Origin of the sequence: Dyella sp. (genome assembly GCF_035685805.1) — a bacterium.
In the GTDB taxonomy this organism is placed as follows: Bacteria; Pseudomonadota; Gammaproteobacteria; order Xanthomonadales; family Rhodanobacteraceae; genus Dyella_A.
The window spans coordinates 40902-55600 of record NZ_DASSAB010000028.1; the positions used below are offsets into that span (position 1 = coordinate 40902).

Genomic DNA, 14699 nt, shown 5'->3' on the forward strand with positions numbered 1-14699 from the left:
TGACGCCGCACTGTGCCGTGGTTGCGCCCGGCCGGCTGTGGCGTGGGTCACGGCACGGCGTCCACCGTCGCCACCGCGTACCCGGTTGTGTGCCCGTTCACTCCCCGGGCAGGCGCCTCAGGCGGTGGGCGACGCGCGGCGTGCGAGCCAGCCGGCGATCTCTGCGGCCGGCATCGGCCGCGCGATGTGGAAACCCTGCACTTCGTCGCAGGCCATCCGGCGCACCGCCTCGAAGATCTGCGGCGTTTCCACGCCTTCGACCACCACCCGGAAACCCAGCTCGTGCGCCAGCTCCGCCATCGCCCGCACGATCGCGCCATCGTGCCGGCTGGCGCCCATGGCGCGCACGAACGACTGGTCGATCTTCAGGCTGGTGGCCGGCATCTGGCGCAGCGAGGTGAGGTTGCTGTAGCCGGTGCCGAAATCGTCGATGGCGATGCCGACACCCAGCGCGCGGATCGCCGCCAGGTGCTCGCGGGTGGTGTCGGAGTGTTCCAGCAGCGTGCTTTCGGTGAACTCCAGCTCGATCGCATCCAGCGCCACCTGATGGCTGGCCGCCACCGCGGTGAGCTGGTCGATCAGCTCGGCGCCCAGGTCGCTGCTGGAGACGTTCAACGAGAGCTTGAGCTCCAGCCCCTGGCGATGCCATGCCGCCAGCTGGGCGATCGCCTGGCGCAGCACCCAAAGGGTAAGCGTGCGCATCAGCCCGGCCTGCTCGGCCAGCGCAATGAAGCGCCCCGGCGGAATCGCCCCCAGCGTCGGATGCTGCCAGCGCGCCAGCGCCTCCACCGCCACGCAGCGGCCGCTGGCCAGCTCCACGCGCGGCTGGTAGTGCAGGTCCAGCTCGGTGCCTTCGCCGAGGGCGGCCGCCAGCTCGGTGACCAGGAAAAACTCCTGCCGGTGCTGCTCGTCGTCCGCCGGTTCGTAGATCGACCAGCCGCGCACGCAGTGCTGCGCGGCGTGGGTGGCGCTCATCACCAGGCGCAGCGGATCGCCGCCGTCGAGCTCGCGCACGTCCATCTGCAGCAGCCCCACGCCCGGCTGCAGGGTGAGCGGAATGCCCAGGCAGTCGAACGGCTGGCGCAGCCGATGCACCAGCGCGTCCAGCTGCGCGGCGTCGACCGTGTGCGGGGTGTCCGGCAGCACCGCGGCAAAGCGGTGGCTGCCGACCTGGTAGAGGTGCGTATGCCGCGGCATCCACAACTGCACGCGGGCGGCCACGTCGCGCAGCAGTTCGTCCGCGTAGGCGTGCCCGAGCGCCCGCACGAACGCGTTGAAGCGGCTGACCGGCGCCACGTCGATCGCCAGCAGCCAGGCCCGGTGCGCGCCGCCGCGCTGGCGCGCGCGCAGGTCTTCGAAGAACGCATTGCGGTGGGGCAGCTGGGTGACCGGATCGGTGCGACCGAGGTAGCTGCCCAGCACCAGCCCGGTGCCGGCCAGTTCGGCAGCGTCGCGCAGGTCGTCGCGCTCCTTGGGCGTGAGGCCGTCGCGCGGCGCGTAGTCCATCACGCAGAGCGCGCCGACGTGCTGGCCGCTGAGCGTGTAGACCGGTTCGCTGGCGAAGAAGCGCATCGCGGCCAGGCCTACATCGGTGAGCAGCGGTGCCTGGCCGAAGCGCTGGTCGGCCTGGGTGTCGAGCACGACCTGGGTGCCGTCGCGCCGCGCCGCCTCCACGTAGAGCGGGTGCAGCGCATGCGGCGAGTGCGGGCGCTGCGCATCGTCGGCGCTGAACCAGTAGGAGCTGCCGGTGGCCAGCACCAGCGACACCACCGGGGCACGCAGCGAGTGCGCGGCCAGCCGCGCCACCGCGTCGAACCCGGGCACGGCGAAGCCTTCGGCGGTGTCGTCAGCTGCCGTGACCGCACCGCCGGGCGCATCCGCTGGCGTGCCGGGTTCGCTTGCCATGCCGGTTCCCTGTCGTCCTGCCGGGAGCGAGCGCTCCCGCGACGCATGTGAATTTAGTCCAGATTCAGCCTTTTCGGCGGGTCGCCACGTATCTGAAGCGCCGCCGGCGATCGCCGGGCGGTCGCCGGCGCGCGACGCGCCGGCGCCCCTTCCCCATGTACGTACGGAGAGTCCCCATGAAAGCACTGTCCCTGACGCTTCTCGCCGGCACCCTGCTCGCCGCCACGGCCGCCACGGCCGGCACGGCGACGGCCCAGAGTGCCACCGGCCCGGGCTTCTACGGCGCCATCGGCTATCACAACGTGAGCCCCAAGAGCGGCAACGGGACGCTGGCCGGCGTGCTCAGCAGCGACATCGACAGCGACGCCGAGCCGACCCTCACCCTGGGCTACCAGTTCGACCGCAACTGGAGCGCGGAAGCCTGGCTGCCGCTGACCAAGTTCAAGCATGACGTCAGCCTGGACGGCAGCAAGTCCGCCAGCATCAAGCACATGCCGTATCTGTTCACGGCGCAGTACCACTTCCTGCCCGGCAGCACGGTGCAGCCGTTTGTGGGTGCCGGCTATGGATTCGTCAATGTCAGCGGCGAGCGCACCACCGGCCCGCTCACCGGCACGTCGCTCAACGTCAAGAGCGGCGACGGCTTCGTCGGCCAGTTCGGCGTCGACTTCTACGCCAGCGAGAACGTGTTCGTGCGTGCCGACGCCCGCTACTTCGACTGGAAGAGCAAGGTCGAGCTCAACGGCGCCGGCATCGGCGAGGTCAAGGTCAACCCGTGGATCTACGGCGTGAGCGTGGGCTACCGCTTCTGATCCCCCCGGCCATGGACTCCCGTGGCCATCCACAAACGGCCGCCGTGAGGCGGCCGTTTGTGCCTGCACCTGGCGACTACTCCGGCCGGTGCGGTTCGGCGAGGTAATCCTCGCTCTGCATCTCGATCAGCCGCGACTCGGTGCGGCCGAACTCCGCGCGCAGGCGCTCGCCGTCGTACAGCTCGGTGATAGGCGCGGCGGCCGACAGCACCAGCTTCACGCGGCGGTCGTAGAACTCGTCCACCAGCTGCACGAAGCGCTTGGCCGCGTCTTCGCTGTAGACGGTGAACTGCGGCACGTTGGAGATGATGATGGCGGCCGCCGCGCGCGCCAGCGCGATGTAGTCGGCCACCGCCCGGGGGCCTTCGCACAACGCGTCGAAGGCGAACCAGAGCACGCCGTCGGCGCGCCGCCGGACCGGCACGGCGCGGCCGTTCAGGGTGATCTGGCCGCCGTCGACCGGCGCGTCCTGCGCCTGGCTGGAGAATATGCGGGCCAGCGCGCGTTCGGCCTCGGCGCCGGGGGGCGTAAGGTAGACCGGCGCCTGGCTCAGCGCGCGCAGGCGCCAGTCGCGCGAGGAGGCCATCTCCACCACATGGCAATGGGTCTCCAGCAGCGCGATGGCGGGCAGGAATCGCGCGCGCTGCAGGCCATCGCGGTAGAGGTTGCCCGGCGCCGTGTTGGAGGTGGTGACCAGGCTGACGCCGCGCGCGAACAGCGCATCGAGCAGGGTGCCCAGGATCATCGCATCGCCGATGTCGCTCACCAGGAACTCGTCCAGGCACAGCACGCGGCAGCGTGCCGCGATTCGTGCGGCAACCTCCGGCAGCGGATCGGCCCGCTCGCCCAGTTCGCGCAGCTGGCCGTGCACCTCGCCCATGAAGCGATGGAAGTGCCGGCGCAGCGCCAGCCCGGGCGGCAGGGCGGAAACGAACAGGTCCATCAGGAAGGTCTTGCCGCGCCCCACGCCGCCCCACAGGTACAGCCCCGGCACCGGGGGCACCGGTTCGCTGGCGAGCAGATTCTTCAGCCGGCCCAGCAGCCCGGGCGACTCCGGTGCCGCCTGCAGGGCCGCGTGCAGGCGGTCGAATTCGACCAGCACGGCCAGTTGCGCCGGGTCGCTCTCCCAGCGGTGCGCGGCCACGCCCTCGTGATAGCGCGCGCTCGGCGCGTTGCTCGGATCGGTCATCGGCGTGCGGCGGTGGTGTGCTCAGCCACGCTCGGGCGGCAGCCAGTGGCGCACGGCGTTTTTCACCGCGCCGCGCAGGTCCATCAGGCGCCGGTGGAAGAAGTGCCCGGTCTCGGGCATGCGCACCAGCTCGGGCCGGGCCTCCAGGCTGTCGACCCAGTCGAACACCGCCTGCGGCTCGACCACTTCGTCTTCCTCGCCCATCACCACCAGCCACGGGCAGTCCGGCAATGCGAAGCCTTCGAACGGCCAGCGCCCGGCCGGCGGCGCGATGCTGACCAGCGCCGCGGCATGCAGCCGCGCCGCGTTGCGGATGGTCACGTAGCTGCCGAACGAAAAGCCGGCCAGCCACAGTGCATCGTCCGGGCGCACGCGGTGCACCCACTGCGCCACCGCGGCCAGGTCGTCACCCTCGCCGATGCCTTCGTCGTAGCTGCCGGCCGACTCGCCGGTGCCGCGGAAATTGAAGCGCACCGTGTCCAGGCCCGATTCGCGTAGCGCGCGCTCGACCATGGTCACCACCTTGTTGTGCATGGTGCCGCCCTGCACCGGGTTGGGGTGGCACACGATGGCGACGGCGCGACGGGCGCCCGGGCGCGCGGCGACGTCGGTCATCACCTCCAGCGGGCCGGCCGGGCCGTCCAGGAAAAAGCCGGCGGCCTGCTCGGGGAACTGCGCCGGGTCGGCGGGAAGATTGGCGTGAGTCATGCCGACGATGATAACTGGCCGGCTTGTTCACCGTCCGTCGCGGCCGCATCTGCTGTGGCATGAACCATCTTGCACATGCGCTGCTGGCCGGCGACGACGACGCGCTGCGCCTGGGCGGGCTGCTGGGCGATTTCGTGCGCGGATCGCCTGACGACGGGTGGCCGCCCGAGGTGGTCGCCGGCATCCGTCTGCATCGCGCGATCGACGTGTATACCGACGCCCATCCGCAGGTGCTCGCGGCCAAGGCGCGGCTGGCGCCGCCCTATCGCCGTTACGCCGGCATCCTGCTGGACATGTGGTTCGATCACTGCCTGGCGCGCGATTTTCCGCGCTGGGCGGCGGTGCCGCTGGCGGATTTCTCCGGCGAGCTGCGGGGCCTGCTGGCCGATCGCGAACCCCAGTTGCCGCCGGCGCTGCGTCGCTTTCTCGCCTACATGCACGCGCACGACCTGCCGGCGGGCTACGCGCGATCGGACGTGCTGGGGCGCGCGCTCGCCGGCATCGGCCAGCGCCTGCAGCGGTCCAACCCGCTCGCCGACGCGTTGCCGGTGCTGCAGGCCCAGGCGCCCGCGCTGGACGCGCATTTCGAGGCGTTTTTTCCGGAGCTGCAGGCGTTCGCTGCCGGCTGGATCGCCCGGGCCACGATCGGACCGCCAGGCATCGCGCCGACGGGCATCGAGGCTGCAGCGGCGTCGAGCGGCCAGAGCTAGCCGCGATGCTGCCTGCCCGCGTGGTGCCGTGTCACCGCTGGAGGCGGCATGACGGCCGGGTAGCCCGGACCCACCGACGCTTTCGCCCCCGCGAGCCAATGGACAAATGAAAACGCCGCCTTTCGGCGGCGTTCTGCTGCTGACGGATCGGCCCGGCGCTCACTTGGCCTGGTCGGCGATCCAGCTCACCGCGGCCTTCACCTGTTCGTCGGTCAGCGACGGGTTGCCGCCCTTGGCCGGCATCATGTTGCCGTCCGGGCCCTTGTAGCCGTTGATCGCGTGCTCGAAAAGGGTGTTCATGCCCTGCGCCAGGCGCGGTGCCCAGGCGGCCTTGTCGCCCAGCTTGGGCGCACCGGCCACACCGGCGGTGTGGCAGCTGTGGCACAGGTTTTCGTAGATGGTCTTGCCGTCGGTGGTGCCGCCGTAGGCAACCTGCGACGCGGCAGCCTTGGCGGCCGCTTCCGCAGCCGCGGCCATGGCGGCGCGACCGGTGTCACCGGCGTACACCGCACCGACCGGCGCGATCCGCGCCATCTGCTGCTTGGCCGCCTCCGGGTTGGTCTCTTTCGGCTCGCGGTTGTAGATCGCCCAGCCGAGGCTGATCAGCAGCACGGTCAGCACACTCAGCCCGGCAATCAGCATCAGGAACTGACGCATGAAGCTCTGATCGGATTTGGTCAGGGAACCGCTCACGAACGTACTCCAGTCAAAAATGGGGAGCCGGCAGGCCGGATCCGGCCGCGCGGCGCGTCGCTGCGGCAACCCGAGAGCGGGCCACGCCAGGCGGCAACCGCGGGATTATAGACGAAGCCTGCGGCAAGTTTCAGCGTGCGCACGCGGCGGCCGGTCGCAGCGTCGGCGCCGCGCCGACCGATCGAGCGTGGCGGCGCTGCGCTCGCAACAGTCGTCCGGGTGCCTTGCGCGGCGTCCGGGCAGCGGTGTTCGTCGATGCAGGGGATCAGGCAAAGCACGACGGCCGTCGATGCTCATCGTCTGCCGTGGTGGTCGTGCGCCGATCAACAGGCCGGTCCGCCAGGCTCGATGGCCGCCACCACCGCGCTGCGGCTGGCGCAAGGCTGCGCCGGTGACGGCTGCGTCTAGTTGATCCGCGCGTCCCGCGGTATCGTCTGCACGGTCACGGCCCACCCCACCCCTTGCTGCGCAGGGGGCCGTCGAACTTCCGCCCCTGCCATCGGTCATGCCATGACCATGTCAACCGGCAGTGTCACGCTTCGTTGCCGTAACCCTATTCTTTCCTCGCCATCCAGACAGGGCGCGCATGCTGCGCGCGGGGCCTTCGGCTCCAACGTTCAATCCGGGAGTGTCACATGTCGCGTTTTTGGAAGATCGCGCTGATCGTTGTTGCCATCATCGTGGTGGTTGCGGTCGGTTTTCGCCTGATGCACAAGCCTTCAGCCGGCGCGCAGGGCAAGCCCGGTGCCGCGGCGTCTGCGGACAAGAACGGTGGCGAAAAAGAGGCCGATCCCGTGCCGGTCACGGTCGAGCCGGTGAGCGTGCAGAACGTGCCGGTGTACCTCACCGCGCTGGGTACCGTGCAGGCGCTCAACACCGTCACGGTCAGCCCGCAGATCGGCGGCCTGCTGATGAAGCTCAATTTCGACGAAGGCCAGGAAGTCACCAAGGGCCAGGTGCTGGCCGAGATCGACCCGCGTTCGCTGCAAGCCACCTACGACGAAGCGGCCGCGCGCCGCCGTCAGGACGCCGCGCAGCTGGCCACCGCGCGCAGCAACCTCGACCGCAGCCGCGATCTCGCCAAGCAGGGCTACATCTCCAAGCAGGACCTGGACACGCTGCAGAACACGGTCAGCCAGTACGCCGCGGCGGTGGCCGCGGACGAGGCGGCAGCCAACAACGCCAAGGTGCAGCTGGGCTACACCAAGGTGATCGCGCCGATCAGCGGCATGGCCGGCATCCGCGGGGTCGACCCGGGCAACATCGTCACCACCGCCTCGACCATCGTGACGTTGACCGAGGTACATCCGATCAACGTGATCTTCCCGCTGCCGGAGCAGAACGTGGAGTTGGTGCGCTCCTCGCAGCAGCGCGGCGAGCCGCTGGAAGTGGCCGCGCTGGACAGCACCGGCAACAAGGTGATCGCCGGCAAGGGCCTGCTGAAGGTGATCAACAACCAGATCGACACCAGCACCGGCACGTTCAACCTCAAGGCCGAGTTCCCCAACGAGGAGAACGCGCTGTTCCCCGGCCAGTTCGTCAACGTGCGGATGAAGGTCAACACGGTGCAGGGCGGCCTGGTGATCCCGTCGCAGGCGGTGCAGCGCGGTCCGGACGGCGACTACGTCTACCAGCTGCAGCCCGCGGACAACACGGTGAAGATGCAGCCGGTCACCACCGGGCAGGAGGTGGGCGACACCCACGTGATGATCACCCAGGGCCTGAAGACCGGCGACCAAGTGGTGACCGAGGGCCAGTTCCGCCTCAAGCCGGGCAGCAAGGTCAAGCCGCTCAAGCCGGGCGAGGTGCCGAAGGCGCCGACCGAGGAAGAGCTCAAGAAGGCCGCGAAGGACAACAAGGGCGGCGGTCGCGGTCGCCGCGGCTGACGATGACCCTCCGGCGCACCGCGCCCGGCGCGCCCGGGCCGGGCGCCGGGACATCACGCGCCGGTGCGCACCACTGACCATCGGGCACGTGCCCCGCCACTGACGGCAGACCAGGACACCATGGGATTCTCATCGCTCTTCATCCGACGCCCGATCGCCACCTCGCTGCTGATGGTGGCGGTGCTGCTGCTGGGCGTGCTCGGCTATCGCCAGTTGCCGGTGTCCGCGCTGCCGGAGATCGACGCGCCCAGCCTGGTCGTGACCACCCAGTACCCCGGCGCCAGCGCCTCGACGATGGCGGCGCTGGTCACCACGCCGCTGGAGCGCCAGTTCGGGCAGATCTCGGGCCTGGCGATGATGAGCTCGGACTCGTCCGCCGGGCTGTCCACGATCATCCTGCAGTTCAACATGGACCGCGATATCGACATCGCGGCGCAGGACGTGCAGTCGGCGATCAGCACCTCCAAGGGCACGCTGCCGAACAACCTGCCGTACCCGCCGGTCTACAACCGGGTGAACCCGGCCGATGCGCCGATCCTCACGCTGATGCTCACCTCCGACAGCCGCGCGCTGCGTGACGTCAACGACCTGGCCGACTCGATCATCGCGCAGAAGCTCTCGCAGGTGCAGGGCGTGGGCCTGGTGTCGATCGCCGGCAACGTGCGCCCGGCCGTGCGCGTGCAGGTGAACCCGGCGCAGCTGTCGAACCTCGGCCTCACGCTGGAAGATGTGCGCAGCGCGCTGAGCCAGGCCAACGTCAACGCGCCCAAGGGCACGCTCAACGGCAAGACGCAGAGTTACTCGATCGGCACCAACGACCAGCTGTCCAACGCGGCGGAGTACAAGAACACCATCATCAGCTACAAGAACGGTGCGCCGGTGCGTCTGTCCGACGTGGCCAGCGTGGTCGACGGCGTGGAGAACGATCAGCTCGCCGCCTGGGCCAACGGCAAGCCGGCGGTGCTGCTGGACATCCGCCGCCAGCCGGGCGCGAACATCGTCAAGACGGTGGAGCAGATCCGCGCCACGCTGCCGTCGCTGAAGTCGGTGCTGCCGGCGGACGTGCACCTGGACGTGTTCGCCGATCGCACCATCACCATTCGCGCCTCGGTGCACGACGTGCAGTTCACGCTGATCCTCACCATCTTCCTGGTGGTGGCGGTGATCTTCGTGTTCCTGCGCCGGCTGTGGGCCACGATCATTCCCTCGGTGGCGGTACCGCTGTCGCTGATGGGCACCTTCGGCGTGATGGCGTTCGCCGGGATGTCGCTGGACAACCTCTCGCTGATGGCGCTGACCGTGGCCACCGGCTTCGTGGTCGACGATGCGATCGTGATGATCGAGAACATCGTGCGCTACATCGAGCAGGGCAAGAGTGGTCGCGAGGCGGCCGAACTCGGCGCCAAGGAAATCGGCTTCACCGTGCTGTCGCTGACCGTGTCGCTGGTGGCGGTGTTCCTGCCGCTGTTGCTGATGCCCGGCGTCACCGGCCGGCTGTTCCACGAGTTCGCCTGGGTGCTGACCATCGCGGTGACCATCTCGATGCTGGTGTCGCTGACGCTGACGCCGATGATGTGCGCCTACCTGCTCAAGCCCGACCAGCTGCCGGTCAGTGACGAGCACCACGCCGCAGGCGCCGCCAAGGGCAAGCGCGACCTGTGGTCGCGTACCGTGCGTCTGTACGAGAACACGCTCGACTGGGTGCTCGACCACCAGCGCCTGACCATGGCCGTGGCGACGATTACCATCGTGATCACCGTGCTGCTGTACATCGCGATCCCGAAGGGCCTGCTGCCCGAGCAGGACACGGGCTTGATCACCGGCGTGGTGCAGGCGGACGAGAACGTCGCCTTCCCGCAGATGGAGGCGCGTACCAAGGCCGTGGCCGAGGCGCTGCGCAAGGATCCGGCGGTAAGCGGCGTGGCGGCCTTCATCGGCGCTGGCTCGATCAACCCCACGCTCAATCAGGGCCAGCTGTCGATCGTGCTGAAGGACCGCGGCGACCGCGACGGCCTGGACAAGGTGCTGCCCAGTCTGCAGGCCGCGGTGGCGAACATTCCGGGCGTGGCGCTGTATCTGAAGCCGGTGCAGGACGTCACGCTGGACAGCCGCGTCTCGGCCACCGAGTACCAGTACGCGCTGTCGGACGTGAATGCCGCCGAGCTCTCCGGCTATGCCGACAAGATGACCCAGGCGCTGCGCCAGCGCCCGGAGCTGGCCGATGTCGACAACAACCTGGCCGACGCGGGCAATGCGCTCAAGCTCACCATCGATCGCGACAAGGCCAGCCGCCTGGGCGTGCCGGTGCAGAGCATCGACGACACGCTGTACGACGCGTTCGGCCAGCGCCAGATCTCCACCATCTTCACCCAGCTCAACCAGTACCGCGTGGTGCTGGAGGTCGCGCCGCAGTTCCGCAACAGCGACGACCTGATGAACAAGCTGACCGTGCGCGGCAACGGCAACGGTGCGCTCACCGGCTCCAATGCCACCAGCTTCGGCCAGCTCACCTCCAGCAACTCGGCCACGCCATCGGGCATCGGCAACACCGGCAACGTCGGCTTCCAGGTCGGCGGTGGCGGCACCATCCCGATCTCCTCGCTGGCCACGGCCGAATACACCAGCGCGCCGCTGGTGGTCAGCCACCAGCAGCAGCTGCCGGCGGTAACCATTTCGTTCAACCTGGCGCCGGGCTACTCGCTGTCGCAGGGCGTGGATGCGATCAACGAAGTGGTCAAGCAACTCAACCTGCCGCCGCAGGTGCGCGGCGAGTTCGTCGGCAAGGCGGCGGAGTTCTCCTCTTCCATTGGCGACGAGGTGCTGCTGCTGCTCGCCTCGGTGATCGTGATCTACATCGTGCTGGGCGTGCTGTACGAGAGCTACATCCATCCGATCACGATCATCTCGACACTGCCGCCGGCCGGTGTGGGTGCACTGCTGGCGCTGATCCTGTGCGGCATGAGCCTGTCGGTAGACGGCATCGTGGGCATCGTGCTGCTGATCGGCATCGTGAAGAAGAACGCGATCATGATGATCGACTTCGCGATCGAGGCGCAGCGCGAGGGCATGGGCCCGCGCGAGGCGATCCGCCGCGCCTGCCTGCTGCGTTTCCGCCCGATCATGATGACCACTGCGGCCGCCATGCTCGGCGCGCTGCCGCTGGCGCTGGGCAACGGCATCGGTTCGGAGCTGCGCCGTCCGCTGGGTGTGTCGATCGTCGGCGGCCTGCTGCTTTCGCAGCTGGTGACGCTGTACACCACGCCGGTGATCTACCTGTACATGGAGCGGTTCTCGGACTGGCTGAAGCATCGTCGCGAACAGCGCGCGCTCGTTGCCCACACGGAGCACGGTGCGGCGTAATGTCGCCGCCACGCCGGACGGGTCCGGGTTGACCTCCTACGCAAGCGGCCCGCCTCCCGGCGGGCCGCTTGCGTTTGGGCCGATGCGACCGCGGAGGCCGTGGGTCGATCCGCGGCCGCCGCCGTTCAACCGTTTCGCTCCTGGCGCGTTTGGGGTGCGATCATCCGTGCGCTTCGCGCGCGCCGCGCCCCGTCTCTGCGAACCGGCCCAACTCTCCGCATGAACCTTTCCGCTCTCTTCGTGCGCCGTCCGATCGGCATCTCGCTGCTGGCCATCGGCCTGTTTGCCGTCGGTACGCTCTGCTACAGCCTGCTTGGCGTGTCGGCCCTGCCGGCGATCCAGTTTCCGGCGATCTTCGTGCAGGCCAGCCAGCCGGGCGCGGACGCCAGCACCATGGCCTCGACCGTGGCCGCGCCGCTGGAACGCCACCTGGGCCAGGTGCCGGGCATCGACACGCTGCGCTCGAACAGTTCCGAAGGCGGCGCGTTCGTTTTCATGATCTTCAACAGCGACCGCAACATCGACGCGGCGGCGCGCGACGTGCAGCAGGCGATCAGCGCGGCGGCGCCGGACCTGCCCAGCGGCCTGACCAGTGCGCCGAGCCTGGAGAAGGCCAACCCGAACGACGACCCGGTGATCGTGTTCGCCCTGACCTCCACCACCCAGTCTGCTGCGGCGCTCTACAACGTCGCGGACACCCTGCTGATGCCGCGTCTTACCCAGCTCGAGGGCGTGTCGTCGGTCGACCTGGCCGGTGCCGCGACGCCGGCGATCCGGGTCGACGTGAACCTGCGCAAGCTCAACGCGATGGGCATGTCGCCGGACCAGCTGCGCAATGCGCTGATCGCCGCCAACGTCACCTCGCCGCTGGGCACGCTGAGCAACGGCGTCAGCAACCTGATGGTGACGGCCAACGACCAGCTGCATTCGGCCGACGATTTCGCCAGCCTGATCGTGGCGGTGAAGGACGGCACCCCGGTGCGCCTGTCGGACGTGGCCAACGTCTACGCCGGCCAGCAGGACGCATACCAGGCAGCGACCTTCGGTCACCAGCCGGCGATCCTGATGTATGTCTACAAGAAGGCCGACGCCAACGTGATCGCCACGGTGGACCGGGTGCGCGCCACCATCCCGGAGCTGCGCAGCTTCCTGCAGCCGGCCACCACGCTCACGCCGTACTTCGACGGCACCCCGACCATCCGCGCCTCGCTGCGCGAGGTGCAGGTGACGCTGCTGATCAGCCTGGCGATGGTGGTGATGACGATGGCGCTGTTCCTGCGCCGGCTGGCGCCCACGCTGATCGCCGCCGCGGCGGTGCCGTTGTCGCTGGCCGGCGCGGCCACCGTGATGTACGTGCTCGGCTACACGCTCAACAACCTCACGCTGCTGGCGCTGGTGATCGCGATCGGTTTCGTGGTGGACGACGCCATCGTGGTGATCGAGAACATCATCCGCCACATCGACGAGGGCATGCCGCGGCTGGAGGCCGCACTCAAGGGCGGTCGCGAGATCGGCTTCACCATCGTCTCGATCACCGCCTCGCTGATTGCGGTGTTCATCCCGCTGCTGTTCGCCGGCGGCATCGTCGGCATGTTCTTCAAGGAGTTCACGACCACGCTGATTGCCGCGATCGCGGTGTCGGCGCTGGTCTCGCTCACGCTCACGCCAGCGTTGTGCGGGCGGTTCCTGCAGGGACACAGCGCCACGGCGGCGGATCGTCCGCGCAAGCCGTCGCGCCTCGCGCCGCTGAGCCGCTGGCTGGATGCGGGGCAGGACCGCATGCTGGCCGTCTATACGCGGTCGCTGAATTTTTCCCTGCGCCATGCGCTGGCGTTCTCGCTCATGCCGCTCGCGCTGATCGTGCTCACGGTGGTGCTGGCCGGCATGGTGAAAGGCTCGCTGTTCCCGCCGCAGGACACCGGGCTGATCCACGGCTACGCCAACTCCGGCGCCACCGTCTCGTTCCGGGACCTGGTCAAGCGCCAGCAGCGGCTGGTCGACATGCTGCTGTTCGACAAGGATGTGGCGAACGTGGGCTCGCGCCTGGGCGTCAGTCGCCGCGGTGCCAGCGGATCGTTCGACATCCAGCTCAAGACCCGGGCCGAGGGGCGCACGGACGACACCTTCACCGTGCTCGACCGCCTGGGCGCGAAGGCCGATCGCTATCCGGATCTCAACCTGCGGCTGCGTCCGATCCAGGACCTGCCCAGCGGCGGTGGCGGCAGCAACCAGGGCGCGCAGTACGAGGTATCGCTGCAGGGCGACGACCTGGCCGAGCTGCAGGTGTGGTTGCCGCGGCTGGTCAAGGAGCTGTCGAAGAATCCGATGTTCCGCGACGTGGGCTCGGACGTGGAGGAGGGCGGACTGCGCCAGAACGTGGTGATCGATCGCGACAAGGCATCGCGGCTGGGCATCTCAGTCGGTACCGTCGACGGCGCGCTCTACGACGCGTTCGGTCAGCGCCAGGTGTCGACCATCTATTCGGACATCAACCAGTACAAGGTGGTGGTGAACGCGCTGCCGAGCCAGACCGCCACGCCGGAGGCGCTCGACCGCATCTACGTGCGCGCCAGCAGCGGCGAGATGGTGCCGCTCACGGCCGTGGCGCATCAGGAGGCGGGCCTGGCTCCGTCGCAGATCAGCCACCAGAACCAGATGACCACCATGGACATGAGCTTCAACCTGGCGCCGGGCGCCTCGATGAGCGATGCACTGGAGGTGATCCAGGCGACCGTGGACAACATGCGCATGCCCGGGAACATCCGGCTTACGCTGGGCAACGATTTCCGCCGCTTCCAGCAGTCGCAGGGCTCGATGCTGTGGCTGATCCTGGCCGCCATCGTCACCGTCTACATCGTGCTGGGGATGCTCTACGAAAGCCTGATCCACCCGATCACCATCCTCTCGACGTTGCCCGCGGCCGGTGTCGGTGCGCTGGCGGCGCTGGTGGTAACCGACACCGAGCTGTCGATCGTGGCGATGATCGCGCTGGTGCTGCTGATCGGCATCGTCAAGAAGAACGCGATCATGATGATCGACTTTGCCCTGGTGGCGCAGCGCGAGCACGGCAAGAGCCCGCTGGAGGCCGCACGCGAGGCGTGCATCGTGCGCTTCCGCCCGATCATGATGACTTCGATGGTGGCGATCCTTGCCGCACTGCCGATCGCCATCGGCCTGGGCGAAGGCTCGGAGCTGCGACGTCCGCTGGGTATCGCGCTGATCGGCGGTCTGCTCATCTCGCAGACGCTGACCCTGCTCAGCACGCCGGCGCTGTACGTGATCTTCTCGTGTCTCTCGGAGCGGGCGCGGGTGCGGCGGGAGACCCGCCGTGCCCGCCGTAGCGCCAGACGCGCGGCCAGGCTGGCCAACGCCTGATACCGCCGTCGTCGCGAGAGGCCACGCGTTGCGCCGTGACCGCCGGGCGCGCGGACAAGTG

At 68.9% G+C, this 14699-nt stretch carries 9 protein-coding genes; 5 read left to right on the forward strand and 4 right to left on the reverse strand.

Annotated elements, in window-relative coordinates; genetic code table 11:
* Positions 1–117: 117 nt before the first annotated feature.
* Positions 118–1905, reverse strand: coding sequence for a putative bifunctional diguanylate cyclase/phosphodiesterase (locus VFG40_RS06110; protein ID WP_324895968.1), 1788 nt, complete (start codon positions 1903–1905; stop codon positions 118–120).
* 176 nt (positions 1906–2081) lie between these two features.
* On the opposite strand from VFG40_RS06110, the gene VFG40_RS06115 reads away from it, so the two are divergent.
* Positions 2082–2717, forward strand: a complete 636-nt coding sequence (locus VFG40_RS06115) for an OmpW/AlkL family protein (protein WP_324895970.1) — start codon at positions 2082–2084, stop codon at positions 2715–2717.
* A gap of 76 nt (positions 2718–2793) precedes the next feature.
* Here the strand turns inward: VFG40_RS06115 and zapE are convergent, their stop codons facing one another.
* Positions 2794–3906: a cell division protein ZapE gene (gene zapE / locus VFG40_RS06120; protein ID WP_324895972.1), complete on the reverse strand. Its 1113-nt coding sequence runs from the start codon at positions 3904–3906 to the stop codon at positions 2794–2796.
* A gap of 21 nt (positions 3907–3927) precedes the next feature.
* The gene (locus VFG40_RS06125) at positions 3928–4614 is read right to left on the reverse strand and encodes an alpha/beta hydrolase (RefSeq protein ID WP_324895974.1); all 687 of its coding nucleotides are present in this window, start codon (positions 4612–4614) and stop codon (positions 3928–3930) included.
* A gap of 59 nt (positions 4615–4673) precedes the next feature.
* Between VFG40_RS06125 and VFG40_RS06130 the strand changes: the two genes are divergently transcribed.
* The gene (locus VFG40_RS06130; RefSeq protein WP_324895976.1) at positions 4674–5324 is read left to right on the forward strand and encodes an acyl carrier protein phosphodiesterase; all 651 of its coding nucleotides are present in this window, start codon (positions 4674–4676) and stop codon (positions 5322–5324) included.
* A 159-nt stretch (positions 5325–5483) separates the two neighbouring features.
* Here the strand turns inward: VFG40_RS06130 and VFG40_RS06135 are convergent, their stop codons facing one another.
* Positions 5484–6005 carry a c-type cytochrome gene (locus VFG40_RS06135; protein ID WP_414649259.1) on the reverse strand — a complete coding sequence of 174 codons (522 nt, stop codon included), beginning with the start codon at positions 6003–6005 and terminating at the stop codon, positions 5484–5486.
* Positions 6006–6652: 647 nt separating this feature from the next.
* Here VFG40_RS06135 and VFG40_RS06140 point away from each other — a divergent pair.
* The 3 genes from VFG40_RS06140 to VFG40_RS06150 all read left to right on the forward strand — a co-directional run bounded on the left by VFG40_RS06140 (position 6653) and on the right by VFG40_RS06150 (position 14638).
* Positions 6653–7903, forward strand: a complete 1251-nt coding sequence (locus VFG40_RS06140) for an efflux RND transporter periplasmic adaptor subunit (RefSeq protein ID WP_324895978.1) — start codon at positions 6653–6655, stop codon at positions 7901–7903.
* 120 nt (positions 7904–8023) lie between these two features.
* Positions 8024–11263, forward strand: coding sequence for an efflux RND transporter permease subunit (locus VFG40_RS06145; RefSeq protein ID WP_324895980.1), 3240 nt, complete (start codon positions 8024–8026; stop codon positions 11261–11263).
* A gap of 219 nt (positions 11264–11482) precedes the next feature.
* A complete protein-coding gene (locus VFG40_RS06150; RefSeq protein ID WP_324895982.1) occupies positions 11483–14638 on the forward strand; it encodes an efflux RND transporter permease subunit in 3156 nt (1051 codons plus the stop codon).
* Positions 14639–14699 lie beyond the last annotated feature (61 nt).

What these genes read in the sequence shown, in the direction of transcription:
- VFG40_RS06110 (WP_324895968.1), bottom strand. Translation starts at nt 1,905, where the DNA reads ATGGCAAGCGAACCCGGCACGCCAGCGGATGCGCCCGGCGGTGCGGTC.
- VFG40_RS06130 (WP_324895976.1), top strand. Translation starts at nt 4,674, where the DNA reads ATGAACCATCTTGCACATGCGCTGCTGGCCGGCGACGACGACGCGCTG.
- VFG40_RS06125 (WP_324895974.1), bottom strand. Translation starts at nt 4,614, where the DNA reads ATGACTCACGCCAATCTTCCCGCCGACCCGGCGCAGTTCCCCGAGCAG.
- VFG40_RS06145 (WP_324895980.1), top strand. Translation starts at nt 8,024, where the DNA reads ATGGGATTCTCATCGCTCTTCATCCGACGCCCGATCGCCACCTCGCTG.
- VFG40_RS06140 (WP_324895978.1), top strand. Translation starts at nt 6,653, where the DNA reads ATGTCGCGTTTTTGGAAGATCGCGCTGATCGTTGTTGCCATCATCGTG.
- zapE (WP_324895972.1), bottom strand. Translation starts at nt 3,906, where the DNA reads ATGACCGATCCGAGCAACGCGCCGAGCGCGCGCTATCACGAGGGCGTG.
- VFG40_RS06115 (WP_324895970.1), top strand. Translation starts at nt 2,082, where the DNA reads ATGAAAGCACTGTCCCTGACGCTTCTCGCCGGCACCCTGCTCGCCGCC.
- VFG40_RS06150 (WP_324895982.1), top strand. Translation starts at nt 11,483, where the DNA reads ATGAACCTTTCCGCTCTCTTCGTGCGCCGTCCGATCGGCATCTCGCTG.